Consider the following 20,382-nt stretch of genomic DNA (forward strand, 5'->3'; position numbering starts at 1 on the left):
CTAAAATGCGGGTATCGTCGCTAATAAAATTTGATCTCGCTAAATTTTATAGATCTGTTAAAATATTTCATTGATTTTCAGCTCTCAAAGCAGGAGAATGTGAACAGCATCCCTGTAAAAACCTTGCTAGCGAGCTTATCACCGCCGATGTTTCTGCTTCGACTTTGTCTCGCAGCTTTTCAAGATACTTCGCTGTCGCTCGTGACGCTCTGCTCGCAATTGCGAAGCAAGTATCAATGATTTATTATAAACAGCCTTTTAAAAACCAATACTATCAAAGCTCGATCTCAATACCAACCGGACAGTGGTCACTACCGCCGATGTCAGCGAGGATGAATGCGTCTTTTAGGCGGCTTTTTAGGCTTTGTGAGATGAAAAAATAATCAATCCGCCAGCCAACGTTTTTCGCACGCGCGTTGAAGCGATAACTCCACCATGAATACGCGTCCGCCGCGTCCCCATGCACCTCGCGGAAGGTGTCGATGAAGCCATGCGCCACGACCTCATCCAGCCACGCCCGCTCGATGGGCAAAAAGCCCGAAGTTTTGGCGTTTGCCTTTGGGTTTTTGAGGTCAATCTCGCGGTGGGCGGTATTGACGTCGCCGCAAAATATCACGTCCAGCCCCTGAGCGACCAGAGCGTCGATGTATGCGAGAAATTTGGCGTAAAAGTCCATCTTGTAAGCAAGCCGTGCGTCATCTTTTTGCCCGTTTGGAAAATAGATATTAAACAGCGCGACATTGCCGAAGCGGTGTTCGAGCACTCGCCCCTCGTCATCGTTAAAAAAGAGCGATTTTTGTGTGGCGGTGTTAAATTTAGACAGGCTCATCACGCCAGAATACCCCGCTCTCACCGCGGAATTTACGCTGATCTCGTTAAAGCCAAGCTTATAAATTTCAGGCGGCACGTCGGCTTCTTTTACCTTTATCTCTTGCAAGCCCAGAAAATCGGGCTTAAGCCCCGCCACCCACGCAAAGCCGTCCTTTGCGGCAACGGCGCGCAGTCCATTTACATTCCAGCTGATCAGTTTCATTAAAAGCCTTAAAATTTTAAATTTATTAGACGAAAAATATCAAATTTTTGCTTTATATAACTAAAAAAATATTAAAATACCGTCTTTGATTTTATTTCAATACTACTGAAAGGTTTTTCATGCAAAAGGTCCTATATATCAAGACACTTACGTTGATTTTGGTTTTTAGTATTTTTATGTCTTTACTAAACTACCAATTTTTCTTATTCTGCTTTAAAGATATAAGCTTTGATGGTAATAAAACGATATTTTTCACGCTTCCTATCATTTATTTTATATTGACTAATTTCATATACTCGGTCCTGCTGATGCCATATATTTGGAAATTTATCGCAGTACTTACGGTGCTGATCAGTAGTTTAAGCGCTTATTTTATGGGTGCTTACGGTGTTATTTTAGATAGTGAGATGATAAGAAACGTGTTTGAGACCAATCCGGACGAAGCCGCAAGCTATCTAAATTTTAATCTAATACTATGGCTCGTTTTTACGTGCATTTTGCCGATAATCTATATCATAAAAGTAAAAGTGCGATACGCAAATTTCAAGCAAGAGCTCATCAAAAGAGTCTCATTCACACTTGGCTGCTTAGTCGTTTTGGGAGTATTTAGTGTATTTTTGACAAAGACGTATATGCCCTTTTTTAGAGAGCACAATCACGCTAGATTTTACAACTTGCCATTTTACCCGATATATTCGACAAATAAATTCATAAAGAAAAGATATTTTTATAAAAAAGAGGAATTCAAAATTATCGCAGCCGACGCTACTAGAGTAAAAGGTGACAGGCAAAAGATCCTTATTTTCATAGTCGGCGAAGCAGCGCGCTCGGCAAACTACTCGCTAAACGGCTACAAGCTACACGATACGAACAAATTTACTCAAATAAAAGATGTCGTGAGCTTGCCAAATTTCTACTCTTGCGGCACGGCTACGGCTCAGTCCGTCCCTTGTATGTTTTCAAATTTAGGGCGTGAAAATTTCTCGGTCGATAAGGCGAATAACCAAGAAAACGCGATCGACATCCTGGCAAAAACAGGCGTTGATGTGTATTGGGCCGAAAACGACAACGGCTGCAAGGGAGTGTGCGACCGTATGAAAAATGTAATCCAAAGAGATGTCGGCATGGATACCGTGCTACTTGAAGACGCTAAAAACTGGCTAGAGATCGCCAAAAAAGATGGCAACGATACGGCTATATTCATCCACATCATCGGCTCGCACGGACCGACATACTTTGAGAGGTATCCAAAAGAATTTGCCCAGTTTAGCCCCTCTTGCGAAACCAGCGAGCTAAAAAACTGCAGCAGTGAAGAGATCGTAAACGTCTATGACAACACGATACTTTACACTGATTTCATAATGTCAAATCTAATCGATATGCTAAAAGAGCAAGAAGCAAACGCCGATGTAGCGCTATTTTATCTCTCTGATCACGGCGAGAGCCTCGGAGAAAACGGCATTTATCTGCACGGTCTGCCATACGCCATAGCGCCTGACGAGCAAAAGCATATCCCTGCCATCGCTTGGTTTGGCGAAAGCCTAAAGGATAAAAAGCAAAATTTACAAAACGTAAAAGGCGAGCGCTTCTCTCAGGATAACGTCTTTCATTCGCTACTTGGCTTTTTTGACATAAATACAAGCGTCTACAAGCAAAATTTAGACCTATTTAATATAAAATAAAGCCCGAAGAGTTCGGGCTTTTTCTAAATTTAGCCGATCGTCTCGGCGGCTATCATGCCAAACGTGAGGCAATCGGTTATCGCTACGGAGCCAAGACGGCTGGCACCATGCACACCGCCTGTTATCTCGCCTGCAGCGTAGAGATTTGGTATCGGCTGAGCAGTCAGCGAGTTTATGACCTGCGCTTTAGTGTTGATGTTTAGCCCGCCCATCGTATGGTGGACTTTTGGCGTTCCGCGCTCTGCGTAAAACGGCGGTACAGATATGTCGATGCCCTTTGTCGTAGTCGCAGCGACTGGCTTGCCAAAGTCCTCGTCCTTGCCTTTTTTGACGAATTCATTATACCTTGCGATAGTCTTTTTAAGCTCGGCTACCGGGATCTTATACTCCGCGGCTAAGGCGTCTATGGTATCAAATTTCTTGCAAATTCCAGCCTCAAGCGCCTTTTCGTAGTGTCCAGGCAACATGTGCTTTAATGCACGCGAATCGCAGAAGTTTATAGGGAAATTCTTATCATCATCGCCCTTTTCGTGGATGACCTTAAACATCGCCTCGGTCCTTGTGCGACGATCTGCGAGCTCGTTCATGTAGCGTTTGCCAGTGCGAGGATTGACTGAAATTCCAAACGGGAAAGAGCCATTTACATTAAACATCGAGCCGACGCCAAAGCCGGTCTCATCTGCACATCCCCAAGGTCCGTATTGTATCCAGCTTGGCTGCACAGGGTATGCGCCCGCTCTAAATGCCGTCAAGAGCGCGCCTGCTGTGGCTCCTGGGTGGTTCGTGGAGTCGGTTTCTGGCGTGATCCTAGGATCTTGCAAACGTCTAAAAATTTTATCTCGGCAAAACCCGCCTGCAGCCAGCATAACGGCCTTTTTAGCTTTGATGTATTTGGTGTCGCCGCCTTTGTTTTCGACATCATCGCTCATCAAATTTCCGTCAAATTTATAGTTTTCTCGCACGATGACGCCTACGACCGCGCCTTTGTCGTCAAAGACGAAGTTGTCAAATTTCGTTCTTTTTTTGACAGTCGTACCATCAAGCTTTTCAAACGTGCCGATCATAGGAAGCACGATACCAGAGCCGCTGCCGTTTTCAGTCTGAAGACTCCTTGGCACGGAGTGGCCGCCCGCATGTGTGAGCTGATCGATGTATTTAGCACCGCAATCAAGCGTTAGCTTATACGCATCTTGTGCTCTTTTGCCAAGCATTTCAAGAAGCTCTCTGTGGTTTATGCCCCGACCGGCCTTGAGGCAGTCGTTCATAAAAAGCTCCGTACTGTCTTTTATGCCGGCTTTCTTTTGGATGTCGCTATTTGGAACGGCAAAAATACCCCCGTTTATGACGGAATTTCCTCCGAGTCGTCCCATTTTCTCGATCAAAACGACCTTGTTGCCCTTTTTAGCCGATGTCACACCGGCTGCAAGAGCGGCAAAGCCCGAGCCTATGATGACGACGTCGAATTCCTCGTCCCATTTGACGTCTTTTTCGTTCATTGCAGCGACTAAATTCATACCGCTAAGTGCCAAAGCGCTAGCGCCTACCGCACTAAATTTAACAAAATCCCTTCTGGATAAACCTTGTTTTTTCATGTTCGCTCCTTTGAAGTAAGATAGTTACTATTTCTTAAGTTGATTATACAACTTTTTACTAAAAATATCAAATTAATTTTTATATATAAGCTAGTATTAAAATTATAATCCCGAGTACTACAAAAACTATTTGTAAGCATCAAAATGATATATTTCAGGCCAAAGGAAGATCATGAGAAATCAGCCAAAATATAACTTTTTTAAAAATACGAAATACGCATTGGACGGACTTTGCGAAATTTACGGCAAAGAAAGCTCCTTTCGCATAGAAATTTACATCATCGCCCCGCTCATTGCCGTTTCGTTTTTCTTACCAACTAGCCTAAATTCACACATCGCTCTTATAGTTTCGCTCATATTCGTGCTCTTTGCAGAGTGTGTAAATTCAGCGGTAGAAAGGTGCGTAGATCTATGCACGAGAGACATCCATCCGCTAGCAAAGGCGGCTAAAGACGCCGGAAGTGCGGCCGTATTTTTATCGATCGTAATAGCCGCGATCGTTTGGGTGCTGACACTTTGGACCTTGCTATGACACCAAACGAAAAGGGAATTTACTCGGCGATACTAGGCGAAAAGAAGGTCGAGATCATAAATTTGCTGCTTTTAAACTGCGATGAAAACGGATTTATCTTTTGCAAAATTTCTGAAATTTGCGAAAATTTAAACGTCAGCAAACCGACCGTCATTGAGACCTTTAAACTTCTGCAAAAGGCTAAAATTTTTAGCAAAGTCAAAAACGGGCTTTATAAACTTAATCTTACGAATTAATTTGAGGAATTTAGAAGCAAAAGGGTGAAACGCCCTTTGAAATTATTTAACGCCGACGATGATCTGTGTCGCTTTGATGATCGCAGTGACGCTGTCGCCTACTTTTAGATGCATATGCTCTGATGAATGTTTTGTTATGATAGCTGAAATTTTATCGCCTTTTGCATCAATGATGATCTCTGAATTTACAGCTCCGTCTTTAACTTCGCTCACAACGCCTTTGATTTGGTTTGTAGCGCTTAGCTTTAGCTCACCATTTTTAGCGACGATAACGCTTGAAGCCTTAAACAAAAATACTGCTTTTTTGCCGGCTTTTAGCCCAAGAGCCTTTTCGCTATCTATCGTAACTGTCGCTTTTAGTGTCTCACCACCAGGCATTTTAGCTACTATCAGCGAATTTACCGCACCTGATTTTACCTCTGTTATCTCAACGTTTAGTTGATTTCTTGCACTTATAGACATTTCGTCTCCTTTGATTTTTGGTTTTGTGAGTGAAATTGTAATTGAATAAAATTAAGCCAAACTTAAAAAGAATATATGTAAATTTAAAACATAACAAATATAAAATTTTAATGCCAAGATTGCCTATTTTTGGGATCTGTGAGTTAGAAATTTACAAAAATAACTTTGCGAAATGTCGATTTATATTTTATAAGGCTCTGTTTTAATAAAGTGCTGATAGCCTTAAACGAACGCTTCGCAAATCTTATTTGCTCCGCAAAGCGCCGAACATATAGCACGATTTTGGCGGTCAGCTTTATAGCTTCCCTCAAAATCGGCGGCGATAGCGTCGCTTCATAAGATTTTTACTCGAATGCTATTCGCATTCTCCTGCTTTGAAAGCTAAAAATCAATGAAATATTGCAACAGAGCCTTTTATAAATATATATCAAAGCCCGGCGTCAGTGATCGCTTCGGCCTGATGATGAGCGATCAGCGGCTCGATGATCTCATCGAAAAGTCCGCCCGCCATTATCGCATCGAGGCGGTAAAGGGTCAAATTTATACGGTGATCGCTTATGCGATTTTGCGGGAAGTTATAGGTGCGGATGCGTCCGGAGCGATCTCCCGTACCGACTTGGCTCTTGCGCTCGCTAGTCTCTTTGGCGATACGTTCGGCCTCTTGCATCTCGTAAAGGCGAGCCTTTAGCACTTTCATCGCAGCCTCTTTATTTTTGTGCTGGCTCTTGCCGTCTTGGTTTGTGACGACGAGTCCTGTAGGGATGTGAGTGATACGCACAGCACTATCGGTCGTATTTACGCTTTGCCCGCCATGCCCGGAGCTTCGCATGACGTCGATACGAAGGTCGTTTGGATTTATCTCGATCTCGCTGTCTTCGACCTCGGGCATGATCGCGACTGTGACGGCTGAGGTATGCACGCGCCCCTGACTCTCGGTCTCCGGCACACGCTGGACGCGGTGAGTACCGCCCTCAAATTTTAAGCGCGAATAAGCTCCCTTACCTTTGATAAGCAAGATGATCTCTTTAAATCCCCCCGCACTTCCTTCACTTTGACTGACGATCTCAAATTTATACCCGCGCAAATCAGCATATCTAATGTAAGCGTTAAACAAATCTCCTACGAAAAGCGCCGCCTCATCGCCACCGGTGCCTGCACGGATCTCTAAAAAGATATTTTTATCGTCGTTAGGATCTTTTGGCAAGAGTAAAATTTTGATCTCGTTTTCAAGCTCTTCTTTGCGGACTTGGGCTGATTTTAGCTCCTCGCGCGCAAGCTCGCTAAGCTCGGCGTCATCAAGCAGGGCTTTGTTTTCTTCGATATCGTCTAGTGTTTGTAGATATTGGCTTGCCGCATTTTTGATAGGTTCGATAGATGACTGCTCTTTTGAGAGTTTGGTCATCTTTTCGATGTCGTTTATTATATTTGGATCGCCAAGAAGTGCGGAAATTTCATTATAGCGATCCAAAAATGGACGGAGTTTGTCGGCAAACATTAAGGGAGATTAGGCGGCTTTTAATGTATTTACAAGTTGTGCAAGGCGGCTAACGCGGCGAGCTGCGGTTTGTTTTTTCAAAAAGCCCTTGCTTACGAAGCTATGGATGCTTTTATTTGCGAGCTTAAGCGCTTCATTAGCGGCATTTACGTCTTTTGCTTCAACAGCTTCACGCACAGCTTTTGTTATGTTTTTAAGTCTTGTGCGGTAAAATCTGTTTCTTTCAGTTCTTTTTATAGTCTGTCTTGCTCTTTTTTCAGCAGATTTATGGTTTGCCATAATATACCTTTTTGATAATTTTAGTCCGTGATTATATAAAATTTAGTTTTAAATGGCGCTTAATTTAAGTAAAATTTAAAGAGTGAGAAAAATTTTAGGGCTTAAATTTGAGAAATTTTGATAAAATAACGCTGAAATCAACGAGGCTAAATTTTAATAAAAGGATAATCTATGAAACTATTTGGTACTGACGGCGTTCGTGGCAAAGCCGGAGAAAAGCTCTCTGCACAAACGGCTATGCGCCTTGCGATGGCGGCCGGAATTTACTTTAGAAAATACTCCGCTACAAACGTGATCCTAGTCGGCAAAGATACCAGAAAAAGCGGCTATATGATAGAAACCGCGATAGTTGCAGGGCTAACTGCAGTCGGATACAATGTGCTTCAAATCGGTCCGATGCCTACGCCTGCGATCGCATTTTTGACCGAAAATATGCGCTGTGACGCAGGCATCATGATAAGTGCCAGTCATAACCCATACTACGACAACGGCATAAAATTTTTCGATAATTGCGGCGACAAGATAGAAGAAAACATAGAAGCCGAGATCGAAAAAATTTACTACGATGACGAGATGATCGCAAACGCTCAAAAAACGATGACCGAAATTGGCGCGAACAAGCGTATAGACGATGTTATCGGCCGCTACATCGTACAAATCAAAAATTCCTTCCCAAAAGAGCTGACGCTTAAAAATTTAAGAGTAGTGCTAGATGTCGCAAACGGCGCGGCTTACAAGGTCGCACCGACTGTATTTAGCGAGCTTGGAGCCGATGTCATCGTGATAAACGACGAGCCAAACGGAAGCAATATCAACCAAAGCTGCGGAGCGCTGCATCCCGAGGAGCTTGCAAACGAGGTAAAACGTCTGCGTGCAGACATCGGCTTTGCATTTGACGGGGATGCTGACAGGCTAGTAGTGGTCGATGAAAACGGCGAAGTCGTGCATGGAGATGCCGTGCTTGGCGTGCTGGCCACTTATCTGAATGAGAAAAAGGCGTTAAAAGGCGGCGCAGTCGTCGCGACCGTCATGAGCAACGCAGCCTTGGAAGACTATCTGAAATCTCACAAAATCAAACTGCTTCGCGCAAATGTCGGCGACAAATATGTCCTTGAGATGATGAAAGAAAACGGCATAAATTTTGGCGGAGAGCAAAGCGGACACGTGATATTTAACGACTATGCCAAAACCGGCGACGGGCTCGTGACCTCGATGCAAGTCGTCGCGATGATGCTAAAAAAGGGCAAAAAAGCGAGCGAAATTTTTAAAGCCATCAAGCCGTATCCACAAATTTTGCTAAATTTAAAGATCACGGAGAAAAAGCCGCTTGAAAAGATCGCGGGGCTAAAAGAGCTCGAAAAAAGTCTCGAAAAAGACGGCATCAGGTCGCTGTTTAGATACTCTGGCACCGAAAACGTGATACGTCTCTTGCTTGAGGGCAAAAATCAAAATTTAGTCGAAAAGCGCATGAATGAAGTCGAGAAATTTTTCATAAAAGCTCTAAATGCCTAAAATTTTGATCAAATTTTTCACGGCTTTCGCGCTGATATTTGCACTCGATCAAGCCATCAAAATGCTGTTTATAGGCGGCTTTAGCTGGGAGGGCGAGTATTTCTCGCTCGTGCTTACCTACAACGAAGGCGTAGCGTTTTCGATGTTCGCCTTTTTGGGCAAATGGCTGAAATTTATCCAGCTTGCGCTCATCGCCGCAGTCTTTTTGTACCTGATCCTAGAAAAGCACCTGCTAAATGCCCACGCCACCGCGCTTGGAGCGCTACTTGGGGCCGGCAGCTCGAACATCATCGATCGCTTCATCCACGGAGGCGTCGTAGACTACGTTTTTTGGCACAAATGGTTTAATTTTGCTGTTTTTAACTTTGCAGATGTTATGATTGACCTTGCGGTTGTTTTGATACTTTGGCAAAGCTTTTTTGCCGGCTCAAAGGATTAAAATTTTGCCCCGCTCTAGCGCACTAAAGGAAAGAAATGAACAATATTTATATCGCTTACGCATTATGGTTTTTCGCCGGCTGGCTCGGAGCTCACAGGATATATTTAGGTAAATTTATCAGCGGATTTTTGATGATGGGGCTGTTTTTCGTAGGAGCAGCACTCAAGATCGTCTTGATCGGTTACTTATTCCTCGCAGTTTGGGGCATCTGGTGGGTGATCGACGTGTTTTTGACGAGCTCTTACGTAGAGCGAAATTTACAAAAAGAGGAGCTTAAAAGAAGCCTCAAGATGCAGAGCAAGGAGGCTGATTTGAAGCGGCTTTACGAGCTATACGAGAGCGGGGCGATAAGCAAAGCGGAATTTGAAGCAAGACGCGAGATACTTTTTAGATAAGGAGAGGAAATGTCGGAGTATTACCTTTACTTTAAATTTTTACATTACATATTTTTCGTGTCGTGGATGGCGTTTTTATTCTACCAGCCGCGACTTTATGTCTATCACGCCGAAAATATGGATAAGCCCGACTTCGTCAAAGTCGTCGAGGTGCAGGAGTATAAGATGTATCATTACATCGGCTGGGTCGCACTCATCGGCTCTTTCGTTACGGGAGCTTTGATACTGATAGCCATGCCTGATCTACTAAAAACCGGGCACATCCACGTAAAGATATTAGTCGTAGTGCTCATGGCGATTTACCATCTTGATCTTGGCAGATATATGAAACAGCTTCGCGAGAAACGCTGTAGTCGGTCTGGTATGTTCTTTAGGGCATACAACGAGGTCCCGACGATCTGTCTTTTGATCATCATCTGGGTCATGATAGTAAATCCTTTCTAAAATTTAAGAGGGGCGATGAGTAGATTTTACTCGTTTGCTCCTCGTAACACCAACAAGGGCCAAAATGAACGGACAGATGTATCAGATCTGCGCTATCGTTACGGTAGCCAAAATAGCCCTGAAAAATGGCGGCGAGATAGGCTACACTCCGCTAAAATACGAAGATGAGACAAAATTTTTATTTCAAGATGGTAGCGTTGCACGAAATGTGAGCGAGTGGTTTGAACGCACGCGAAATCTTGGGCTGGACGATATGAAATTTCTATCTCCTACTAGCATGCCGGATCGCTCTTTGCTTGGCTTTTCAAACACTACTCAAAGCGGCATAGCTTGCTATTTTAAGGACGGATCGGTCAGCTATCTCTCACCACACTGGGAATTTACTCGTGGATCTTTGCAAGATGGCAAATGGCAGATAACATACAACGAGAATAAATGGGAAAATCCGCCCGAACAAAAGCCTAAATTTGACGATAATAGGACGGAATTCGTGTCTATTTTGACGCGTATCAAGGCCTTGGCGCAAGAGATCGAATGTGAAAATTTTGCCCGTCTTTTCCAAAAGGCACTGGACGCTCTAAACGACGATGACACCGTAGCTGCGGAGTATATAGACAAAAATATCCTAGCCCTACCACGGCCAAATTTAGGGCTATTTTTAGCGGCTGATATCTCGGATGTATTTGGCGCGATGGGCTCGTGGAACGACAGCCCACCATATATGGCGCAGCAAAAGGGGCTAGGAAAAGAGTATGACGAGCTTTCCGATGAGCTTTTACGTCAAAATCGCCTAGCACTTTTATACGCGATGAACGAGTGGTGAAATTTCGCTCCTAAAAAGCGCTGGCACCATCAAAATAGCGCCTAAATTTAAGCAAATTTATCAAAAAATAAATCTTTAAAAGATATGATAATAAAAACCGAACAAGGATAGCCAATGATACATAAAATTCTCATCGCTAACCGCGGCGAGATCGCCGTTAGGATAGTGCGCGCGTGTCGCGACTTGCATATGCAAAGCGTAGCCATCTACACGGCTCCCGACGCGCAATGCCTGCACGTAAGGATAGCCGACGAGGCCCACATGGTAGGTGACGATCCGATAAAAGGCTATCTTGATGCAAAAGCTATCGTCAAGCTCGCAAAAGAGTGCGGAGCGGACGCGATACACCCGGGATACGGCTTTTTGAGCGAAAACTACGAATTTGCTAAAATGGTCGAGGATGCGGGGCTCATCTTCATCGGCCCAAAGGCTGATGTGATCCGCAAAATGGGCGATAAAAACATCGCTCGCTATCTGATGAAAAAAAACGGGATACCGATAGTCCCGGGCACCGAGAAGCTAAACGACGATAGCATGGATACCATCAAAGAGCACGCCAGACGTATCGGCTATCCTGTCATCTTAAAAGCTAGCGGCGGTGGCGGCGGACGCGGCATACGCGAGGTCTGGCAAGAGGAGGATATGGAAAACGCTTTCAACTCCTGCACCAGAGAGGCCAAAGCGTATTTTAACAACGATGAGGTCTTTATGGAAAAGCTCGTGGTCAATCCCCGCCACATAGAATTTCAAATCTTAGGCGACAACTACGGCAACATCATACACCTTTGCGAGCGCGACTGCTCGATACAGCGCCGCCACCAAAAGATCATCGAGATCGCGCCATGCCCGTCCATAAGCGAAAATCTACGTAAGGTCATGGGTATGACAGCCGTTGCTGCAGCCAAGGCGGTAGGCTACTCAAATGTCGGCACGATCGAGTTTTTGCTCGATGATTACAACAACTTTTACTTCATGGAGATGAATACCCGTATCCAAGTCGAGCACGGCGTGACCGAGGAGATCACGGGGCACGACCTGGTCGTGAGGCAGATACGTATCGCTGCGGGCGAGCTTTTAGAGATCGAGCAAAGCGACATAAAGCCGCGCGGCTACGCGATCGAGGCACGTATCACCGCTGAAAATGTCTGGCAAAATTTCACCCCGGCTCCAGGAACCATCACCGGCTATTACCCGGCACTTGGCCCGTCCGTGCGCGTCGATAGTCATGCCTACAAAGACTACACGATACCGCCGTTTTTCGACTCGCTCGTGGCAAAGCTCATCGTAAAGGCCACCGACTACGACCTAGCCGTAAATAAACTGGAGCGCGCACTGGAGGAATTTACGATCGAAGGAGTGCGAACGATCATCCCGTTTTTACTCGCCATCAGTAAGAGCCGCGAATTTAGACGAGGTTTTTTTGACACGAGCTACGTCGAAAAAAACCTAAAAACCATCCTGGAAAATACGCACGACGACACAAATACCGACCCTGCGGCAGACCTGGAGGAGGTCATCACCGAGGCCATAAAAAGGTATAGGAAAAAGAGATAAATAAATTTTGACCTCCTTTGAGGTCAAATCCCTCGCACAAGGCCTTACCCTACGCTAGTACGTCTATGTTATAAGCTCTTGCTAGGTGCTAGCTACGTAAATTTACGCACAGCAGAGCCAAGACTCAGGCGCTATCAAATCATGCGGTCGGTCAAAGGACGCTACCTACATGAAAATTTAAGCGCCTCACACCCGCACATCATCCAGCACGAGATTTAGGCTAAAGTCCGTCCTTTGTGAGCTTCGCGGCGGCTTTGGCGATCCACTCTGCCGTGATAGCTGGCATCTCCCAGATCATCGCGTGCGCCCCGTTTGGCACGCTCAAGATCTCTATGCCAGCTTTTGTGATAGCGTTCAGATCGAAGCCGCCCTCTTCACTCGCACCGCCAGCGATGAAAATTTTAGGCTGAGCTAGCGCATAAAATCTACGCGCCCACTCGCCGGAGCCCTCGCTCATTAGCTCGCTTGCAGAGCGCCAAAGTGCGACTGCTGACCACTGGCGCATGCTCGCTACAAAGCGCATATCCTCATCGTTCGTGCAATCAGCGATAAATTTCTCACGGTTTTCGCTAATAAATTTCGCCTCGCCCTCGTCAATATATGGCAAAAATTCCTTTTCGATCGAACCCTCGATCAAGATGACACCCTTTACTTCGTGCGGTAAATTCTCAGCCACCGCGACTGCCGCGCGAGCGCCCAGACTGTGCCCGCAGACGATAAATTCGCCTAAATTTAGCCGCTTTACGAGTTCGCAGATGTAGCGCGCGTGACTTTGCGGTAGGTAGTCGAAATTTTCTGGCTTATCGCTGTATCCAGCTCCCAGTATATCGACTAGCACTCGTCTATGCCCCACCAAAGCACCGCTGCTGACACACTCCGCATAGTCAAAAGAGCCTGCACAGCCCCACCCGTGGATAAACACGATCGGCATCCTCTCACCGGGTAGATCGCTAAATCTCACACGTCCAAATTCCGTTTTCATCTCCTGCATATTCGCTCCTAAATTTGCCTCACTCGCACTTTGCTGCGATCTGCTCCATCTCCTGCTTGCTAAGTCCCTTTATCTCGATATACGTAGCGTCGATGAAGCGGTATTTATCCTGCGGTAAATTCGCCATAAATTTTTTATACGGCACATCCGCAAAAGGCTTATACGACTCCTCGTTCTGGTCGTCACCGTCCACCGCCACGAGCGAGAGCTGCCACTTGGCGACCTTCCTATCGCCTAGGATTTCGAGGTTTTCATACTCGATGTACGGCTCAAACGGCAGCAACGTATCCAGCCCCTGCGACAACACGTATAGGCCTAATATCTCGCCCGCCTCGTTCTCAAAAAACTGCTGATGCGCCGCATAGGCGTCTAGATGCTGCGTGGAGACTAGCATTTGGCTATATTTACCCACAGGATCGGCGTCCGCTAAAATTTCGTCTATCATCGCTAAATTCATCACGAAAGGGCGTGTGATGCCGTAGTTGATATACGTGTCGGTCTTGTTCTTTTCAAAGTCGTTTTTCGTCGCTTGTAGTTCAAACATTATATCACGCTCGTAATCAAATTTCAAGATGGCCTGCGAGTCGTAGCTTTGCTCGTCGGTGTCAGCGACAATAGGACTACCTAGTCTGGCGGCTAAATTTGACATGAACTCCAGCGCGATCTGCCAGTCAGTGCGAGCGCTCGGGGTCAGCACGCGCACCTCGTAGCTCTTCTCGCCCTCATTGTAGTTTAGCTCAAAGCCGCGCCCGCTCACGCCTTTTACACCGATAACTATGCAGCCCTCGTACGGGATCTTTGAGGAGTAAAACGCCTGCGCGTTAAAGCCCTTCTCGTCCTCATCAAAGCTAAACTGCGCTAAATTCGGCGCGAGCCCTAGCGCTTCCTCGACGCTTAGCACGCTTGCATAACCAAGCAGCTTCTTTTTATTTTTTATGGAAAAAACGACGCTCATATTTGCTCCTTTGGGGTGTATTTGCGATATCTGAAATGATAGCGAAAATCGCCAAAATCTAAACATACGGCACGTAGAGACGAGAAATATGAATTTAAAGCTTTAAAAGTAGCATCTTCGAGCGATAATACTTATCAACATCGTCTAAAACACAGCCTAAATTTATCGACTCAAATATCAAAATATAAACCACCGGATAGGCGAGTATCTCTGCGTCGAGCTTTAAAAGCTCTCTACGCTATCAAAGCCGTGATCTAAATTTTATACCACTACGCTCACGGCTTTAAATTTAGCGCTTTTGACAAGGATACGTTTTTTAGTACGAAATCCCTTTATACCGTCGTCTGCTAGCACCACAAACGACACCGTCCTCTCTTACCTAAAATCTATCAATCTTGCGCGTATGCGATTTCTTTGTATAGCGGCTTACTTAACGTCAGCCTTGGCATAGCGTACGCGGCAATTAGTAACGCCTGCACGCTAGCGGCTAAATTTTGCATAAATTTTCATTTTCCAGCCTTCCTCGTCGCTGCGCTCACGGCTTCGATGATGGCGGCTCTAAATTTAGCGTTTTCCAGCACTCGCACCGCTTCGATCGTCGTACCGCCCGGAGAGCAGACCTCGTCTTTTAGCCTAGCCGGATGCTTGCCCTCTTTTAGCGCAGCAGTCGCCATTTTTGCGCTACCGGCGACCGCCTCGCACACGATCGCATAGGCTTTTTCGCGCCCCAGCCCCTCCAGCACCGCTCCGTCCGCCAAAGCCTCGATAAACATAAAAACATAGGCGGGCAGGCTGCCTGCGATGGCGGTAAATACGGCAAATTTATCCTCCGCCAGCTCATAACTCTTGCCAAAGCAGCTCAAAATTTTCATCACCGACGCGCGATCGTCCGCCGTAAAATTCGAGCTAAAATTTACCGCCGTCACACCCTCGCCGATGAGAGAGGGCATATTTGGCATCGTGCGAGCGACCTTCGCGTCCGCGCCCAAGACCTCGCGCACCATTTGGATGCTGAAATTTGGCGCAACGGTGACAAATATCGGCTGCGAGGCGTTTTTGCCCCGAGACGCCGTTAAATTTGAGCCGCTCGTGTCAAATTTACGAGCCTTTACATCGTCCGAGCTTTCGCCACTTGCCACGCCAAAATCATCCGCGCCGTTAAATTTACCCGCCTCGCTTATCTCTTTTAGCACGCTCTCGTAGCTGGCGGGCTTAACGGCGATGACGACGATGTCCGCGCCATTTGCGACCTCTTTTTCGCTTGCGGCTATGCGCACGCCAAATTTTGCCCGCAAAGCCTCGTTTTTACTGCGCGCAAAGACTAAAATTTCATCCGCCCTCACGCCGCCGGCCACCAGCGCACCTATCATCGCCGAGCCCATATTTCCGCCACCGATAAAGCCTATTTTCATTTTCGCTCCTTAAATTTACCCGCATTTTACCACAGCTTTACGCGGTCGTGAGTTGACCGCACTTAAATTTAATAACTAAAAAAATCGCCGTCGATGTCACAAATTTCCAAAATTTGCCGCACCTGCACGCCGAGTTTATATTTTATCATCAGCTCTGCCAGCCGCTCGCCGTCAATAAGAATGACCGCATGGCTTTGCACGCCGTCCGCGTAGCTCCTGGCGTCTTTTGTGAAATTTGAAGTCGTGATGAAAACGCCTTTCTTGGTCTGCTTGTCCGAGATCGCGCCGACAAATTTTTGAACCTCAGGGCGCGAAACGCTACCTTGCCAGCTCTTTGCCTGGACGTAAATTTTAGAAAGCCCAAGCTCGTCTTCATCTACGATGCCATCTATCCCGCCGTCCGCGCCGCTTTTTGTGAGCCTGCTAACGCCGTATCCCATTTTTTCGAGCAGTTTGGCGACTAGATATTCAAAAAAGCTCGGGTCTTTTTGCGAGATCTCATCTAAAATTTGAGATTTTAAATTTTGCATCAGTTCGTTTGAACTATCGATGATTACGTCGTTTGGTGTTTTTTCCTGTATTGATTTTTGATGATTTTCGCGGTTGGTTTGAACCTTATTTTTATAAATTTCATCATACCACACATTAAATTTGGCAAATGCATCCTTGCCTTTTAAAATTTCCTTGCCAAATTTTGTTATCTCATAAACGCCCCTATCAACCTTTTTAAGAGGCTTTTTGTTTTCAGGCAGATCTTTTGTACCGTAAAAATATGTTAAAGCCCAGCCTGCACGGCTAACATAAAGTAGCGTTCCGCTTGCTATCCTCAAAGATAGCTCTTGCTCGCTAAGCTTAAAGTGCTTGGCGACAAACTCGAACACATCTTTCCTACTCGCACTGCCTTTCTCTGCGATAAATTTTAATATCGGAAACATCATCTCTTTGTAGCTTGGTATCATTAAAAATCCTTAAAATATAAATTATGTCAAAAACGCAAATCGCGAAATATAAATCAACTTATTGTAGCGAAGCATCGTGAGATGAATTTTTGCTTCGCTTTGCTCGCAACTGCAAGCAGAAAAATGTTGCGATGAAATTTTCGACCTAGATAGAACAGATAGTTCATCGACGGGAGAAAATTTCAAGCTCATTTAAAGGCACTCACGAGGCAAGCCGCCTTAGCGAATTTGTCCATCCCCGCGCACGACATATTTACTGGTCGTCAGCTCCCTCACGCCCATCGGACCGCGCGCATGCAGCTTTTGCGTGGAGATGCCGATCTCGCCGCCAAAGCCAAACTCGCCCCCGTCGCTAAACCTCGTCGAGGCGTTGGCATACACGACCGCGCTATCCACAGCGTTTAAAAACCGCTCGATGTTGGCGTAGTCGCGGCTTAGGATCGCGTCCGAGTGGTGCGTGGAGTGGGAGTTGATGTAGCTCACCGCTTCGGCGACACCGCTCACGCACTTTACTGCTAAAACTAGACTCAAAAACTCCGTACCAAAGTCGCTCTCATCAGCCTTTACGAGCTGCGCGCCATTTGAGCTTTCGCCTATTTTTACCTCCGCCTTTAAACCACTTAAATTTGCGTCCAAATCGCCTGAAATTTCGCCCAAATTTTCCCCAAATTTCGCCCACAGATCCTCATGTACTCGCAGCTGCACCCCGTCTAGCTCGCGCGCTAACGATGTCAAAACCTTCACCGCCACTCGCTCGTGCAAAAGCACGCACTCCACGCTATTGCACGTACTTGGACGCTGTGTTTTGGCATTTTTGATGATCTCTACCGCCTCGCGCACGTCCGCACTCTCATCGACGAAGATATGACACACTCCCGCACCCGTCTCGATGACCGGGATAGTCGCGTTTTGTATGATGAAATCCTTTAAATTTTTGCCGCCGCGCGGTATCAAAACATCGATAAATTCGTGCATTTTTATCATCTCGCCGACCGCTTCTTTATCGGTGCTTTCTACGAGTGCGACCGCACCCTTTGGTAAGCCGAATTTCGCCCCCGTTTCGTTAAATAAATTTACTAAAAATTTGTTAGAGCTTATCGCCGCCGCCGAGCCGCGCAGGATCACGGCGTTGCCGCTTTTTAGCGCCAGAGCAGCCGCGTCGATGCTGACATTTGGGCGACTCTCGTAAATGATACCAAGCACGCCAAGGGGCACGCGGATCTTGGTGATTTGCATGCCGTTTGGATGCCGCCAGCCGCCAAGCACCTCGCCCACGACCTCGTCAAATTTTGCCACCTCGCGCACGCCATTTGCCATGGCTTCGATACGCGCATCCGTTAGCTCGAGGCGATCAAGCAGCGCCGCGCTAAGTCCTGCGTTTTCGCCCGCTTTAAGGTCGAGCAAATTTGCGGCTTTTATAGCCTCTTTTTGGCGGACGAGCTCGTCTGCGACGGCGTTTAGGATTTGGCTTTTCGCCTGTGCGCTTAAATTTAAAAGCTGCTCGCAACTAGCCTTTGCCGCCTTTGCGATGTTTAAAATTTCACTCAAATTTCGCTCCTTAGATCAATATCATATTGTCGATATGCACGGCGCTTTCGTCGTATCTGTGCCCCAAGATACGCTCTATGTCCTCGCTCTTTTGCCCTGCGATTCTTGCTAGCTCATCGCTTGCGTAGTTGCTTATGCCCTTTGCCACGAGCTCGTTTTGCGCGTTTCGCACCTCGACCACGTCGCCGCGCTCAAATTTACCGCTCACGCTTTTTATCCCCACACTTAGCAGGCTTTTGCCGTTTTTTAGGGCATTTAGTGCGCCCTCGTCAATAAAAAGCACGCCTTTTTTGCTAGTGCCATATCCCAGCCAATATTTGCGCGAGCTGATCTTTTTGCCGCTTTTTAAAAACAATGTGCCGATGCGCTCGCCCTCGATGATCTTTACGATATTTCGGGGGTCTGCGCCGCTTGCGATGATGAGATTTGAGCCGATTTTAGTCGCCATTTGCGCGGCGGTGATCTTCGTGCGCATGCCGCCCGTGCCAAATTTACTCCCCTCGCCGCCCGCAGCTTTTAGCACGTTTTCGTCGATATTTTCAACCAAATTTATAAATTTCGCATCCTTAAATTTGCTCGGGTTTTTGTCGTAAAGCCCGTCGATGTCGCTTAAAATAATAACCAGCTCGGCGTCGATGAGCCCCGCAACGAGTGCACTTAGCGTGTCGTTATCGCCGACTTTTAGCTCGTCATTTACCACGGGATCGTTTTCGTTTATTATGGGGATGATTTTTTTGGCTAGTAGCGCGTTGCAGACGTTTCGCGCGCTTATGTAGCGGTTTCTGTCGCTAAAATCGCCGCGAGTGAGCAGCAACTGGGCGATCGTCTTTGAATGCGCCCAAAACAGCAGGCGGTAAAGGTGCATGAGTGCGACCTGCCCGACGGAGGCGAGGGCTTGCTTTTCGCTCAGGCTCTTTGGACGCTCGTTTAAATTTAGCTCGCCCATGCCCGCCCCCACCGCTCCTGAGGTGACTAAAACGACGTCCAGCCCTTTTTCTGCTAGCTCGCTCACGCTTTTTACGATGAGCTTTATCTTCTCCTCGTTTAGCTTGCCCTCTTGCGTGGTGAGCGTGGAGGTGCCGACCTTGATGACGACCCTTTTGACGCCTTTTAGTAGCTCTTTTCTGTTCATTTTTCGGCCTTGAATTTTGTTTATCATTATAACTAAAATTTGGCTTATTTCCATTTTTTTGATAATATTAAGCTATTTTTCAGAAAATTTTAAAACATAAAGCCAAACGAGCGACAAGGAAGCATAAATGAGACGTTTCATAATAGACGACGAAAACATAAGCGTAGATAAAATTTTAGATATAAAGGAGCTTGATGAAGGTGATAAGATCTACATCGTAACTAATAGCAAAAAGAAAATTTCAGTCCGTGTGCTTGAAAACCTCCTTGTAAAACGCATAAAAATAAAAATCGTAACCTTCGATATACGCAGCAAGGACTTTGCGGACAAGATAATAGTCTTTTTGATGGGCAAACTGGCCTACAAAAAAGGCAAAATTTATATCGTCAGCAAGGATAAATTTTACGACAGCGTGATAAATTTTTACAACACTGCGGTGCATAAAAAACGATGCAAATTTAAAAGATTGACTCTGGAAAAAGAGGAAATTCCTGCTGAAAGTAAGGCTGAAATTTCAGCTCTCAAGGTAGAATCTCAAATCGTCAATACCCCAAAGGAGGACGTGATAAACGAGATCAAAATTTTGATCTCTGGCTGTAAAAATTTAAACGATTTTCACTCGGCTCTAGTCAAGCGATATGGCGCGACAAACGGGCTGAAGCTTTACAAAAAGCTAAAGGATAGGGTCGCGGTACTTTACAGTCGCGCAAAGCCTCTAGATAAGCCAAAATTTACGGACGATAAAAACGAACAGATCGGGCAAATAGCTCAAAATTCTAAAAATTTAAACGACTTTCACAACAATCTGATCATAAAATTTGGCGAAGACGGCAAGCAAATCTATAAAGAAAATAAGGAAAATTTCAAATCGTTTTTCGTTTAAATTTAGAGTATTTCACGAAAACGG

At 45.9% G+C, this 20,382-nt stretch carries 21 protein-coding genes; 10 read left to right on the forward strand and 11 right to left on the reverse strand.

Annotation, left to right across the window (positions count from 1 at the left end):
• Positions 1–274: 274 nt before the first annotated feature.
• Positions 275–1,033 carry an exodeoxyribonuclease III gene (locus tag HMPREF1139_RS01505; RefSeq protein WP_009649883.1) on the reverse strand — a complete coding sequence of 253 codons (759 nt, stop codon included), beginning with the start codon at positions 1,031–1,033 and terminating at the stop codon, positions 275–277.
• 119 nt (positions 1,034–1,152) lie between these two features.
• On the opposite strand from HMPREF1139_RS01505, the gene HMPREF1139_RS01510 reads away from it, so the two are divergent.
• Positions 1,153–2,715 (forward strand): phosphoethanolamine transferase, encoded by a 1,563-nt coding sequence (locus HMPREF1139_RS01510; RefSeq protein ID WP_009649871.1) that lies wholly within the window; start codon positions 1,153–1,155, stop codon positions 2,713–2,715.
• Between the two features lie 29 nt (positions 2,716–2,744).
• Here HMPREF1139_RS01510 and HMPREF1139_RS01515 read toward each other — a convergent pair whose 3' ends face one another.
• Positions 2,745–4,307, reverse strand: a complete 1,563-nt coding sequence (locus HMPREF1139_RS01515) for a flavocytochrome c (RefSeq protein WP_009649624.1) — start codon at positions 4,305–4,307, stop codon at positions 2,745–2,747.
• 172 nt (positions 4,308–4,479) lie between these two features.
• Here HMPREF1139_RS01515 and HMPREF1139_RS01520 point away from each other — a divergent pair, with 172 nt between their 5' ends.
• Positions 4,480–4,839, forward strand: a complete 360-nt coding sequence (locus HMPREF1139_RS01520; RefSeq protein ID WP_009649439.1) for a diacylglycerol kinase — start codon at positions 4,480–4,482, stop codon at positions 4,837–4,839.
• Positions 4,836–5,075 carry a replication/maintenance protein RepL gene (locus HMPREF1139_RS01525; protein ID WP_034965923.1) on the forward strand — a complete coding sequence of 80 codons (240 nt, stop codon included), beginning with the start codon at positions 4,836–4,838 and terminating at the stop codon, positions 5,073–5,075. The genes HMPREF1139_RS01520 and HMPREF1139_RS01525 overlap by 4 nt, the downstream gene beginning before the upstream one ends.
• 42 nt (positions 5,076–5,117) lie before the next feature.
• Here the strand turns inward: HMPREF1139_RS01525 and HMPREF1139_RS01530 are convergent, their stop codons facing one another.
• The 3 genes from HMPREF1139_RS01530 to rpsT form a co-directional block, all read right to left on the reverse strand.
• Positions 5,118–5,537, reverse strand: coding sequence for a TOBE domain-containing protein (locus tag HMPREF1139_RS01530; protein ID WP_009649852.1), 420 nt, complete (start codon positions 5,535–5,537; stop codon positions 5,118–5,120).
• Between the two features lie 427 nt (positions 5,538–5,964).
• Positions 5,965–7,032: a peptide chain release factor 1 gene (gene prfA / locus HMPREF1139_RS01540; RefSeq protein ID WP_009649749.1), complete on the reverse strand. Its 1,068-nt coding sequence runs from the start codon at positions 7,030–7,032 to the stop codon at positions 5,965–5,967.
• A gap of 9 nt (positions 7,033–7,041) precedes the next feature.
• Complete coding sequence (gene rpsT, locus HMPREF1139_RS01545) at positions 7,042–7,311, reverse strand: 30S ribosomal protein S20 (protein ID WP_009649831.1); 270 nt, start codon at positions 7,309–7,311, stop codon at positions 7,042–7,044.
• Between the two features lie 171 nt (positions 7,312–7,482).
• Here rpsT and glmM point away from each other — a divergent pair, with 171 nt between their 5' ends.
• From glmM to HMPREF1139_RS01575, 6 genes are all read left to right on the forward strand, one after another.
• Entirely contained in the window at positions 7,483–8,823 is a 1,341-nt protein-coding gene (gene glmM, locus HMPREF1139_RS01550; RefSeq protein ID WP_009649458.1) for a phosphoglucosamine mutase, read from the forward strand.
• Positions 8,816–9,262, forward strand: a complete 447-nt coding sequence (gene lspA / locus HMPREF1139_RS01555) for a signal peptidase II (protein ID WP_009649532.1) — start codon at positions 8,816–8,818, stop codon at positions 9,260–9,262. Before glmM ends, lspA begins: the two co-directional genes overlap by 8 nt.
• A 35-nt stretch (positions 9,263–9,297) precedes the next feature.
• A complete protein-coding gene (locus tag HMPREF1139_RS01560) occupies positions 9,298–9,657 on the forward strand; it encodes an NINE protein (RefSeq protein WP_009649703.1) in 360 nt (119 codons plus the stop codon).
• Between the two features lie 9 nt (positions 9,658–9,666).
• A complete protein-coding gene (locus HMPREF1139_RS01565) occupies positions 9,667–10,101 on the forward strand; it encodes a CopD family protein (RefSeq protein WP_009649792.1) in 435 nt (144 codons plus the stop codon).
• Positions 10,102–10,165: 64 nt separating this feature from the next.
• On the forward strand, positions 10,166–10,924 hold the full coding sequence (locus tag HMPREF1139_RS01570; RefSeq protein ID WP_009649446.1) for a hypothetical protein: 759 nt from the start codon (positions 10,166–10,168) through the stop codon (positions 10,922–10,924).
• Between the two features lie 114 nt (positions 10,925–11,038).
• On the forward strand, positions 11,039–12,478 hold the full coding sequence (locus tag HMPREF1139_RS01575; RefSeq protein ID WP_009649781.1) for an acetyl-CoA carboxylase subunit A: 1,440 nt from the start codon (positions 11,039–11,041) through the stop codon (positions 12,476–12,478).
• Positions 12,479–12,698: 220 nt separating this feature from the next.
• Here HMPREF1139_RS01575 and HMPREF1139_RS01580 read toward each other — a convergent pair whose 3' ends face one another.
• From HMPREF1139_RS01580 to proB, 6 genes are all read right to left on the reverse strand, one after another.
• Positions 12,699–13,469: an alpha/beta fold hydrolase gene (locus HMPREF1139_RS01580; RefSeq protein ID WP_009649548.1), complete on the reverse strand. Its 771-nt coding sequence runs from the start codon at positions 13,467–13,469 to the stop codon at positions 12,699–12,701.
• 19 nt (positions 13,470–13,488) lie between these two features.
• Positions 13,489–14,424 (reverse strand): DUF4299 family protein, encoded by a 936-nt coding sequence (locus tag HMPREF1139_RS01585; protein WP_009649537.1) that lies wholly within the window; start codon positions 14,422–14,424, stop codon positions 13,489–13,491.
• A gap of 506 nt (positions 14,425–14,930) precedes the next feature.
• Positions 14,931–15,836, reverse strand: coding sequence for a pyrroline-5-carboxylate reductase family protein (locus HMPREF1139_RS01595; protein WP_009649807.1), 906 nt, complete (start codon positions 15,834–15,836; stop codon positions 14,931–14,933).
• A 68-nt stretch (positions 15,837–15,904) separates the two neighbouring features.
• A complete protein-coding gene (locus HMPREF1139_RS01600; RefSeq protein WP_009649788.1) occupies positions 15,905–16,795 on the reverse strand; it encodes a restriction endonuclease in 891 nt (296 codons plus the stop codon).
• A 219-nt stretch (positions 16,796–17,014) separates the two neighbouring features.
• Positions 17,015–18,343, reverse strand: coding sequence for a glutamate-5-semialdehyde dehydrogenase (locus tag HMPREF1139_RS01605; protein ID WP_009649486.1), 1,329 nt, complete (start codon positions 18,341–18,343; stop codon positions 17,015–17,017).
• Positions 18,344–18,353: 10 nt separating this feature from the next.
• Complete coding sequence (proB, locus tag HMPREF1139_RS01610; RefSeq protein ID WP_009649597.1) at positions 18,354–19,475, reverse strand: glutamate 5-kinase; 1,122 nt, start codon at positions 19,473–19,475, stop codon at positions 18,354–18,356.
• Positions 19,476–19,602: 127 nt separating this feature from the next.
• Here proB and HMPREF1139_RS01615 point away from each other — a divergent pair, with 127 nt between their 5' ends.
• Positions 19,603–20,358 (forward strand): PIN domain-containing protein, encoded by a 756-nt coding sequence (locus tag HMPREF1139_RS01615; RefSeq protein ID WP_009649876.1) that lies wholly within the window; start codon positions 19,603–19,605, stop codon positions 20,356–20,358.
• The last annotated feature ends 24 nt before the right edge of the window (positions 20,359–20,382 follow it).

Source organism: Campylobacter sp. FOBRC14 (genome assembly GCF_000287855.1).
In the GTDB taxonomy this organism is placed as follows: domain Bacteria; phylum Campylobacterota; class Campylobacteria; order Campylobacterales; family Campylobacteraceae; genus Campylobacter_A; species Campylobacter_A curvus.

Coding starts and splice junctions, on each gene's coding strand:
- HMPREF1139_RS01585 (WP_009649537.1), bottom strand. CDS start 14,424: ATGAGCGTCGTTTTTTCCATAAAAAATAAAAAGAAGCTGCTTGGTTAT.
- HMPREF1139_RS01600 (WP_009649788.1), bottom strand. CDS start 16,795: ATGATACCAAGCTACAAAGAGATGATGTTTCCGATATTAAAATTTATC.
- HMPREF1139_RS01530 (WP_009649852.1), bottom strand. CDS start 5,537: ATGTCTATAAGTGCAAGAAATCAACTAAACGTTGAGATAACAGAGGTA.
- glmM (WP_009649458.1), top strand. CDS start 7,483: ATGAAACTATTTGGTACTGACGGCGTTCGTGGCAAAGCCGGAGAAAAG.
- proB (WP_009649597.1), bottom strand. CDS start 19,475: ATGAACAGAAAAGAGCTACTAAAAGGCGTCAAAAGGGTCGTCATCAAG.
- HMPREF1139_RS01565 (WP_009649792.1), top strand. CDS start 9,667: ATGTCGGAGTATTACCTTTACTTTAAATTTTTACATTACATATTTTTC.
- prfA (WP_009649749.1), bottom strand. CDS start 7,032: ATGTTTGCCGACAAACTCCGTCCATTTTTGGATCGCTATAATGAAATT.
- HMPREF1139_RS01580 (WP_009649548.1), bottom strand. CDS start 13,469: ATGCAGGAGATGAAAACGGAATTTGGACGTGTGAGATTTAGCGATCTA.
- HMPREF1139_RS01575 (WP_009649781.1), top strand. CDS start 11,039: ATGATACATAAAATTCTCATCGCTAACCGCGGCGAGATCGCCGTTAGG.
- HMPREF1139_RS01525 (WP_034965923.1), top strand. CDS start 4,836: ATGACACCAAACGAAAAGGGAATTTACTCGGCGATACTAGGCGAAAAG.
- rpsT (WP_009649831.1), bottom strand. CDS start 7,311: ATGGCAAACCATAAATCTGCTGAAAAAAGAGCAAGACAGACTATAAAA.
- HMPREF1139_RS01615 (WP_009649876.1), top strand. CDS start 19,603: ATGAGACGTTTCATAATAGACGACGAAAACATAAGCGTAGATAAAATT.
- HMPREF1139_RS01560 (WP_009649703.1), top strand. CDS start 9,298: ATGAACAATATTTATATCGCTTACGCATTATGGTTTTTCGCCGGCTGG.
- lspA (WP_009649532.1), top strand. CDS start 8,816: ATGCCTAAAATTTTGATCAAATTTTTCACGGCTTTCGCGCTGATATTT.
- HMPREF1139_RS01520 (WP_009649439.1), top strand. CDS start 4,480: ATGAGAAATCAGCCAAAATATAACTTTTTTAAAAATACGAAATACGCA.
- HMPREF1139_RS01570 (WP_009649446.1), top strand. CDS start 10,166: ATGAACGGACAGATGTATCAGATCTGCGCTATCGTTACGGTAGCCAAA.
- HMPREF1139_RS01505 (WP_009649883.1), bottom strand. CDS start 1,033: ATGAAACTGATCAGCTGGAATGTAAATGGACTGCGCGCCGTTGCCGCA.
- HMPREF1139_RS01510 (WP_009649871.1), top strand. CDS start 1,153: ATGCAAAAGGTCCTATATATCAAGACACTTACGTTGATTTTGGTTTTT.
- HMPREF1139_RS01515 (WP_009649624.1), bottom strand. CDS start 4,307: ATGAAAAAACAAGGTTTATCCAGAAGGGATTTTGTTAAATTTAGTGCG.
- HMPREF1139_RS01595 (WP_009649807.1), bottom strand. CDS start 15,836: ATGAAAATAGGCTTTATCGGTGGCGGAAATATGGGCTCGGCGATGATA.